9 protein-coding genes and 1 tRNA gene are annotated in these 7351 nt (G+C 42.6%); 3 read left to right on the top strand and 7 right to left on the bottom strand.

What is annotated here, in order from left to right; genetic code table 11:
• Positions 1 to 36: 36 nt before the first annotated feature.
• Entirely contained in the window at positions 37 to 603 is a 567-nt protein-coding gene (locus H2C83_RS13590; RefSeq protein WP_181741659.1) for a hypothetical protein, read from the bottom strand.
• A gap of 366 nt (positions 604 to 969) precedes the next feature.
• Here H2C83_RS13590 and H2C83_RS13585 point away from each other — a divergent pair, with 366 nt between their 5' ends.
• On the top strand, positions 970 to 1182 hold the full coding sequence (locus H2C83_RS13585; protein WP_181741657.1) for a helix-turn-helix domain-containing protein: 213 nt from the start codon (positions 970 to 972) through the stop codon (positions 1180 to 1182).
• A gap of 626 nt (positions 1183 to 1808) precedes the next feature.
• Here H2C83_RS13585 and H2C83_RS13580 read toward each other — a convergent pair.
• Positions 1809 to 1883: transfer RNA gene (locus H2C83_RS13580), tRNA-Arg, on the bottom strand.
• A 148-nt stretch (positions 1884 to 2031) separates the two neighbouring features.
• Here H2C83_RS13580 and H2C83_RS13575 point away from each other — a divergent pair.
• Together H2C83_RS13575 and clpP are read left to right on the top strand one after the other, a co-directional pair.
• Positions 2032 to 2730, top strand: a complete 699-nt coding sequence (locus H2C83_RS13575; protein WP_181741655.1) for a creatininase family protein — start codon at positions 2032 to 2034, stop codon at positions 2728 to 2730.
• A 391-nt stretch (positions 2731 to 3121) separates the two neighbouring features.
• The gene (gene clpP, locus H2C83_RS13570) at positions 3122 to 3703 is read left to right on the top strand and encodes an ATP-dependent Clp endopeptidase proteolytic subunit ClpP (RefSeq protein WP_181741653.1); all 582 of its coding nucleotides are present in this window, start codon (positions 3122 to 3124) and stop codon (positions 3701 to 3703) included.
• A 58-nt stretch (positions 3704 to 3761) separates the two neighbouring features.
• Here the strand turns inward: clpP and H2C83_RS13565 are convergent, their stop codons facing one another.
• From H2C83_RS13565 to mgfK, 5 genes are all read right to left on the bottom strand, one after another.
• The gene (locus tag H2C83_RS13565) at positions 3762 to 4124 is read right to left on the bottom strand and encodes a hypothetical protein (protein ID WP_181741651.1); all 363 of its coding nucleotides are present in this window, start codon (positions 4122 to 4124) and stop codon (positions 3762 to 3764) included.
• Positions 4125 to 4212: 88 nt separating this feature from the next.
• Positions 4213 to 4875 (bottom strand): hypothetical protein, encoded by a 663-nt coding sequence (locus H2C83_RS13560; protein ID WP_181741649.1) that lies wholly within the window; start codon positions 4873 to 4875, stop codon positions 4213 to 4215.
• A 242-nt stretch (positions 4876 to 5117) separates the two neighbouring features.
• Positions 5118 to 5375: an HPr family phosphocarrier protein gene (locus tag H2C83_RS13555; protein WP_181741647.1), complete on the bottom strand. Its 258-nt coding sequence runs from the start codon at positions 5373 to 5375 to the stop codon at positions 5118 to 5120.
• 1 nt (position 5376) lies between these two features.
• Positions 5377 to 6330 (bottom strand): DNA-binding protein WhiA, encoded by a 954-nt coding sequence (whiA, locus tag H2C83_RS13550; RefSeq protein WP_181741645.1) that lies wholly within the window; start codon positions 6328 to 6330, stop codon positions 5377 to 5379.
• A gap of 14 nt (positions 6331 to 6344) precedes the next feature.
• Complete coding sequence (gene mgfK, locus H2C83_RS13545; RefSeq protein WP_246333911.1) at positions 6345 to 7349, bottom strand: gluconeogenesis morphogenetic factor MgfK; 1005 nt, start codon at positions 7347 to 7349, stop codon at positions 6345 to 6347.
• Between the last annotated feature and the right edge of the window lie 2 nt (positions 7350 to 7351).

The raw sequence follows: 7351 nt of genomic DNA, 5'->3' as shown, positions 1-7351 counted from the left end.
GGGTTTGTCATCAAGCTCACTGTCTTTTAGACAGTTTTATACCGGTACAGCACCTAATATGTATTCGTGAAACTCCATTATTTGACGGTAATTTTCGATAGGAACCGGTAAACGTTCCCCGTTCAACCGTATGTACATACCGTCTTTCTTTGCTTCTTCATACGGGTATTTGTCTAGTAACCAGAGCGCGTTTATTTCAAAGTCTTTTATATCAGAAGAAAAACTGCACCCGCAATATATTATAGCGATTTTCCTGTTTTTCATCTGCTGATAAACTTCCAGGTTACCCCTTCTTTCTTCTTCCATCATACGTACATAGTATTCAATTGCCTTAGGCGGGAAACCCAGAATCGTGCCGAATATGCGGTCTACTTCTTCTTTTGAAAATGTGCTGCGTTTAATCTCCGCTTGAAACAGTGCTTGTATTAGCTCGTTTTGAAAGAACAGGTAAAACTGTCTTCCGAAAAGTAAATCATAGTCACGCTCACTAACATATGGATAGTTTTCTAACAAAAAATCCAGGTGTTTTGTTGTCCATTTTGTGTTAGGTATTTCTAAGAATGCAGGTTTATACCCTTTTAAGAATGCATCAACGGTACGCAAGTTTATTCATCCCTTCGGTTACTTGTGGTGCTATACATATTCGTTATTATATCTGCTATTCCTGTTCGAAAAAAGTACCCGCAAAAGCGGGGGCTTGTTATCCTTCGTATTCTTCATAATTACAGTTTCTGCAATATACGTAGCCGTCCCTACTTTTTTCTAACTCTTTTTTGCCACAACGTGGGCATGTTTCTTTTGCCATAGGGTTTAAACCTCCTTTCTTATAAACTAGACTTGGAATATTATTGCGTATAAAATTCATTAATTTCTGTATATTATTATATTGTATCCGATATCAGATATCAATACGTTTTTTACTGAATTTTGTATACAATTATACGTACATTAATTATAGGAGGTAAGCGCATGGATACCCCGAATATGAAATGTATTTTAAATGATTTACTGAAAGAAAAAGGTTGGACGCAAAAAAAATTATCCGTTGAAACAGGGATACCGCAATCAATTTTATCCGTTTATGGTAAATCAGGGGTAACTAATTACAATATAAATTACCTTTTTGCTATTAAACGGATGTTAGGATTGAATAATATTGATGAATTATTTATTGAGAATTAAAAAAGGCACCGGGATTAACCGGTGCCTTTACCTTAAGAACTAAATTTACAAAGTGAGGATGAGATTTATATTATTAATTAAACTGTCATTTGTTAGCATAGGTGACGACGACGAAACCGAACGTAAATAAGAAAAAATAGCTAAATAAAAACCATTCCCCAAAAATATGTTACAGGGAAATGGTTTTTTACTTTTATAAATAAATACGTAAAGTAAAACCGCTTTATAACTCAGAAGTGGTTTTACTTATTTATCATTTTAACTTGCTTGTGTGTTTATCTGCTTTCTTAGCACCGTGCTTACATTCCTCGCCATTTTATCCCTGCAATTGGCTTCACGTGCTAACACTACGCGCCCCGGTAGTTTCCCGCTTTCTCTGTAAATCTTCTTTGCGATATCCATGGTTCGTTTTATTCATCTTCCGATGGAAATCAGCACTGTTTTCATAATTAACCCTAGAAGGTATCAGATTATCAGACATAAAAATACGCCACCTTTCTTCCTATGCCATACGTAGAGAAAGATGACGATCCTATGTATCACATGAATAGTGACACATGTATTACCGTTTAATTTATCGGTTTCCGCAGTTTAAAATAACGATGAAACCCGCTTAACACCTGTGTTGGTGCGCCTACCAGGATTCGAACCTGGGCACCTGGTTCCGGAGACCAGTGCTCTATCCCCTGAGCTATAGGCGCATGTTTCAAACTGACAAAAGGTATTATATCATGACCGTAAGAATCATACAAGACGTTTTTTCCCGTTTAACTTTCACATTTATTTTAACAGGAATTAATTGAATTAGGCAAAAAAATGTAAACAAAAACACAAAAAGGGGTAGAGATCATGAATCACTTTCCGACATGGACGGATCTGGAAAATGTGGAACTTGCTTTTTTTCCTATCGGGTCAACTGAACAGCACGGTTTTCATTTGCCAACCAATACTGACAGCATTATCGCGACCGCGATTGCCCAGCAGCTCGCACAAAAACACAGGGCTTTCGTTGTTCCGACGCTGCCTTATTCCTCATCCTTTGAACATATGGGATTTCCCGGGTGCCTTTCTTTGCGTATGAGAACCATTTTGTCCATTATTGAAGATATTCTGTATTCCCTTGAACAATCGGGGATAACCCGTTGCGTGATTATTAACGGGCATGGAGGAAACAGGCTTCTTTCCAATATCGCACAGGAAATCAACCAGAAAGAGATAAAACTGCTGGTTGCCCCCAGCCGCAAACATTGGGAAAAAGCATACGAATTGGCAGGACTTTCTACCACACCGCATAAAGACATGCACGCCGGAGAAGGAGAAACGTCCATCTTGCTTCATCTGTTTCACGAGCAGGCCGTTCGAATGGACCAGATAATTGATGTCCAGGTCTCAAACCGTCCGCTTCTTGAAGTGCTGGGAATGCGCGCCTATACACAAACCGGAACAATCGGATTCCCGTCACGGGCTTCCCGGAAAAAGGGCAAGGCTTTACTCAACGAACTGGTTGCCCAGATCGACAAAACGGTCGTGGAATTTCTTGGAACCTGAGGCACAGGATCAATTTTATTTAAAAAATGTTTCTCTCCCTGCAACTTTTTGTTTTTTAAACCGTCTTAATAAACAGTTGTTCTCCTGCTAACTGGATCTACTTCGTTCCCAAAGCTTTTCGTAAAGTTGAAAAGGCCTTCTCTGTTTCTTTGTTGTGGGTAAAGCAAAAACGCCTTTACCCTCCTCTTTTTCAACCTCCCAGGTGATATAAATGAAAATATTGGACAGGGCGTTATGTGATCCCCTGTTTTTTATTTGCACGTATTTGACCTTTTTTGACCATTAAGTTATTATAAATTTAAACAGCAAAATCATTTTACCACTCCGTAAACATAGAAACTGAATCCTTGATTGTGGAAGGGGGGAAAGGTGCCAGTACGGCACCTGCAATATGAATCTGATCCCAATCGTTGTGGAGCAGACCAATCGTGGCGAACGTTCCTATGACATTTATTCCCGGCTGTTAAAAGACCGGATTATTTTACTGGGAAGTCCCGTTACCGACGAAGTGGCCAATCTGATCGTGGCACAGCTTCTTTTCCTGGAAGCGGAAGATCCGGAGAAGGATATCCATCTTTACATTAATTCTCCAGGCGGATCAATTACCGCCGGAATGGCCATTTTTGATGCAATGCAGTATGTAAAACCGGATGTGTCAACGATTTGCGTGGGCCTGGCTGCTTCGATGGGCGCATTCCTGCTGGCATCAGGCAAAAAGGGAAAACGTTTTGCACTGCCCAACAGTGAAGTGATGATTCATCAGCCTTTGGGCGGAGCCCAGGGACAGGCGACAGATATTGAAATCAGGGCGAAACGGATTCTGCGCACCAGAGACCGCATCAACAGACTTCTGGCTGAATTTACCGGGCAACCACTGGAAAAAATACAGCGCGACACCGACCGGGATTTCTTTATGAGCGCAGAAGAGGCTCTGAATTACGGGTTAGTTGATAAAATCATGAAAAGCAGATAAATAACAACAGGCCTTTGGGTGTTTCTGTCCAAGGCCTGTTTTATAAACCCGTGCTATGCTAGTAAGGCGTTTCCATCCATTTTTCAGGAGGAACGATGACAACATGAAACGGGTTAACCGGCGTGACCCGGTTTACCTTTTTATAGACAAGATTGGCCATTTCCCGATATTTCGAAGGATGAATATCTGTTGCAGGCAGAACGTACATCATAATCTTGTTCTGGTTATATTCAATACGGACATCTTCGACTCCCTCAATATTCATGGCGACCTGTTTCATTCTGCTTTCCGGAAAACTGACAAAACTGTAAGAATGGCTGTCCTTATCCAGCCCTTCCCGTTGGGATGGTTTCTCAAACCGCTGGCAGGAAACCAGAAACAGCGTTAACAGACAGAAAAAAATGCAGGAGAACCGTTTCACTTCTCATTCACACCTCCTCGCATAGTTTGCTGCGGGCCGGTGTTTCCTATTCATTTAAAAAAGCCGAAGACTGCCGCTTCGACAATGCTTATGTGTTTTCCTGATAATCCTCCGGTTTTAACATTTGCTCTGTCAAAACAATACTGCCCATCAGCAGAAATTCAAAAACCGCCCCGATGCCCGGTTGGACCAGAAAAAATGAGACCGTTCCCCCCACGATCGAAAGCAAAACACCAAAAAGCAGAATGGGCCAGCGTACTTTTTGCCATACCAGATATCCCGAAACGAACAACGGAATAAATATAAGCATGGTCACAAGGGGAAAATTCGTCTCCTGAGGCAGATATTGAATAACACCATTAATTTTCTGCGGAACAAATTCAACCCACAAAATATTCATCAATACACCCAATACTGTCAAACAGAATGTGTAAATATGATAAAGTGCTTGAACCACAAAGTATTCCGACCATTCAACGCGGATCCGCCGCAAAACGTCAAGGGAAACATAAGCCAAAGTGGGCACCAGCAAAACCCGGAGCAAATTCCGGATCAGGCTCAACATTTCAAACAAGTCAGACCCGCCAAAAAAGATTCCCAGTGAGAGAATCGCCTTGTCATAAACCAGTGTCAAAATCAGAAACAATACCCATGAAGTTCCCCAAAAAAAAGATTCGCGAAAAGAACGGAAACTCCATACAAACAAAGCAAGGTATCCGACTGCCAATACTGGATATAGGAAAGCATCCATAATTTCCTCCAATGGAATGTACAAAAATCTGGTATATAATGATCAAATTCCCTGAACCGTACTTCCCAGTCCTCCCTCAATACCATTGTAAAATAAGAAACATGGATATAATGTGACATGAATCATACGGTTCCATGTCATTTTTGATCATTTATGTAAAAGACATCCATTGTTTGCATATACCAACGTACTGAAAGCGGACCCTTCCATTGCGAAACAGCCCGCTTTTTCCTGTTTATGAACTACTCCGGCTTGCTAACCATTTCGGCTAATTTGTTTACTGCCTCTTCCGCGTCGATTCCTTCGGCAGCAATGGTGATTTCTGTACCACGCGAAACAGCCAGGCTCATAATCCCCATTATGCTCTTGGCATTTACTTTCTTATCCCCTTTAATAACAAAAATTTCCGACGAAAAATTATTCGCCTCCTGAACAAATAAAGCGGCAGGGCGTGCATGAAGCCCTGTTTCCAATTGTACAATTACCTTCTTTTTTGCCATGCTAATCCTCCTTTGTTTCATTGTCAGCACTAAACTTTTTGGCGATTTCCTCCAGTTTGCGCAAACGATGGTTAATGGCTGATTTGCTTACCTTTCCGCTGGGCAACAACTGCCCCAATTCAGCCAGATTCGCCTCCGGGTATTTCAAGCGGGTTTCTGCCACTTCCCTCAAGCGGTCGGGCAAATGCTCCAATCCGATTTCCTGATCGATCCGTTGAATATTTTTAATCTGCCGCATTGCTGCCTGGATAGTTTTATTCAAGTTAGCCGTTTCACAATTGACGAGACGGTTTACCGAGTTCCGCATATCTTTCATGATGCGCACATTCTCAAACTTGAGCAAAGAAGGATGGGCACCGATAATGTTCAAAAACTCGCCAATCTTATCTCCTTCTTTAATATAAACCACAAATCCTTTTTTACGCTCAATAACCTTGGCGTGGAGATAAAACCGGTTCATCAATTGACAAAGTGACTGACTGTGATCATGGTAAGTTGATACTATTTCCAAATGGTATGAAGCACTGTCCGGATTGTTGACAGAGCCGGAAGCCAGAAAAGCACCCCGTAAATAAGCCCGCTTGCAACAGGGCCGTTTAATGAGCTCCGGGGCAATCCCTTCAATCCGTTCCCACGAATTTCCCTTCATAATGTACAGATCTTCCAGAATCCGGTTTGCATTGGAAGCCAAACGGATCATGTAAACATTGTTTTTCTTCAACCGGACTTTTTTACGCACCAGCACTTCTGGCTGAACCTGATACAAATTCTTGACCAGAGAAAAAATGTAACGTGCTGTGGAAGGATTTTCAGTAACGATATCAATCATGAAGGATTTTTTCCGGATATGCACCGTTCCGTTTATGCGTACCAATGCCGAGAGCTCAGCCTTTTTGCAACAGGATTCGGAATCCAGCCGGGTCAGTTCTTTCTTGATCGTCGCAGTGAATGACATAAAGCATCCCTTCTTTAACCGCTTTGCCACTTTTTCATACGCTCATTGACCAGGCGAAGTATATGCCGGCTGATGCGTTCAGCATCATGACGCACTACCGTCTGATACAACAGCAAATTATCTGCCAGTACATCACATCCGAGCCGGTGAATCACCTCAATATCCGGCAATACCATTTTCTGTCCCTGTTTGGCGTATTGCTGCTGTATGGAAAGCGGCGGAACTTCATTATTGATAATAGCCAGATCAAAAAGCCGCTCTCCAACATGTTCATAGATCGCCCGGATATGATCGCTCGCGGAAAACCCGTCCGTCTCCCCAGGTTGAGTCATCACATTGCACACATAGATCTTACAGGCCCTGGAAGTGCGAATCAGTTTACTTATATCTTTTACTAACAGATTTGGAAGAATACTTGTATATAAACTGCCTGGCCCGACAACAATGCCATCTGCTTCCTGAATCGCCTCGACAGCCTCACGAAGCGGATGCGGTTCAGGAGGATCCAGAAAAACGCGGCGAATCGGTTTGCCGAATTGGGGAATCCGTGATTCTCCCTGCACAATCGTACCATCCGCCATTTCTGCGACCAGTTTCACATCCTGTTCACTGGCTGGAAGCACACGGCCATGTACGGCAAGTACACGGCTCATCTCTTTGACAGCCTGCGTAAAATCTCCTGTAATTTCTTTCATTGCCGCAATCATCAGATTCCCCAAAGTATGGCCCGCCAAACCTTTTCCGTTTTCAAAACGGTATTGCAATACACTTTCCAGTAAAGGTTCTGTATCTGCAAGCGCAATCAAAACATTGCGAATGTCCCCAGGAGGAGGCATTTGCAGATCATTGCGCAGACGCCCGGAACTGCCGCCGTCATCGGCCACCGTAACAATCGCGGTAATATCGATCGGAAGTTTTTTCAAACCACGCAGGATTACTGACAGCCCCGTACCCCCACCAATGCAAACAACCCGCGGGCGCTTAAAGATGCTCGAATTCAGGTTTTTCTTTGCTGACAATG

This window comes from Thermoactinomyces mirandus, from assembly GCF_013868055.1.
Lineage (GTDB): Bacteria > Bacillota > Bacilli > Thermoactinomycetales > Thermoactinomycetaceae > Thermoactinomyces > Thermoactinomyces mirandus.
Note: the sequence above shows the minus strand (reverse complement) of the source record. Positions and strands in the feature narration are given on the sequence as shown.

Excerpts from the sequence above, each read along its gene's own strand:
- clpP (WP_181741653.1), top strand. The coding sequence starts at position 3,122 with ATGAATCTGATCCCAATCGTTGTGGAGCAGACCAATCGTGGCGAACGT.
- H2C83_RS13585 (WP_181741657.1), top strand. The coding sequence starts at position 970 with ATGGATACCCCGAATATGAAATGTATTTTAAATGATTTACTGAAAGAA.
- H2C83_RS13575 (WP_181741655.1), top strand. The coding sequence starts at position 2,032 with ATGAATCACTTTCCGACATGGACGGATCTGGAAAATGTGGAACTTGCT.
- whiA (WP_181741645.1), bottom strand. The coding sequence starts at position 6,330 with ATGTCATTCACTGCGACGATCAAGAAAGAACTGACCCGGCTGGATTCC.
- H2C83_RS13560 (WP_181741649.1), bottom strand. The coding sequence starts at position 4,875 with ATGGATGCTTTCCTATATCCAGTATTGGCAGTCGGATACCTTGCTTTG.
- H2C83_RS13555 (WP_181741647.1), bottom strand. The coding sequence starts at position 5,375 with ATGGCAAAAAAGAAGGTAATTGTACAATTGGAAACAGGGCTTCATGCA.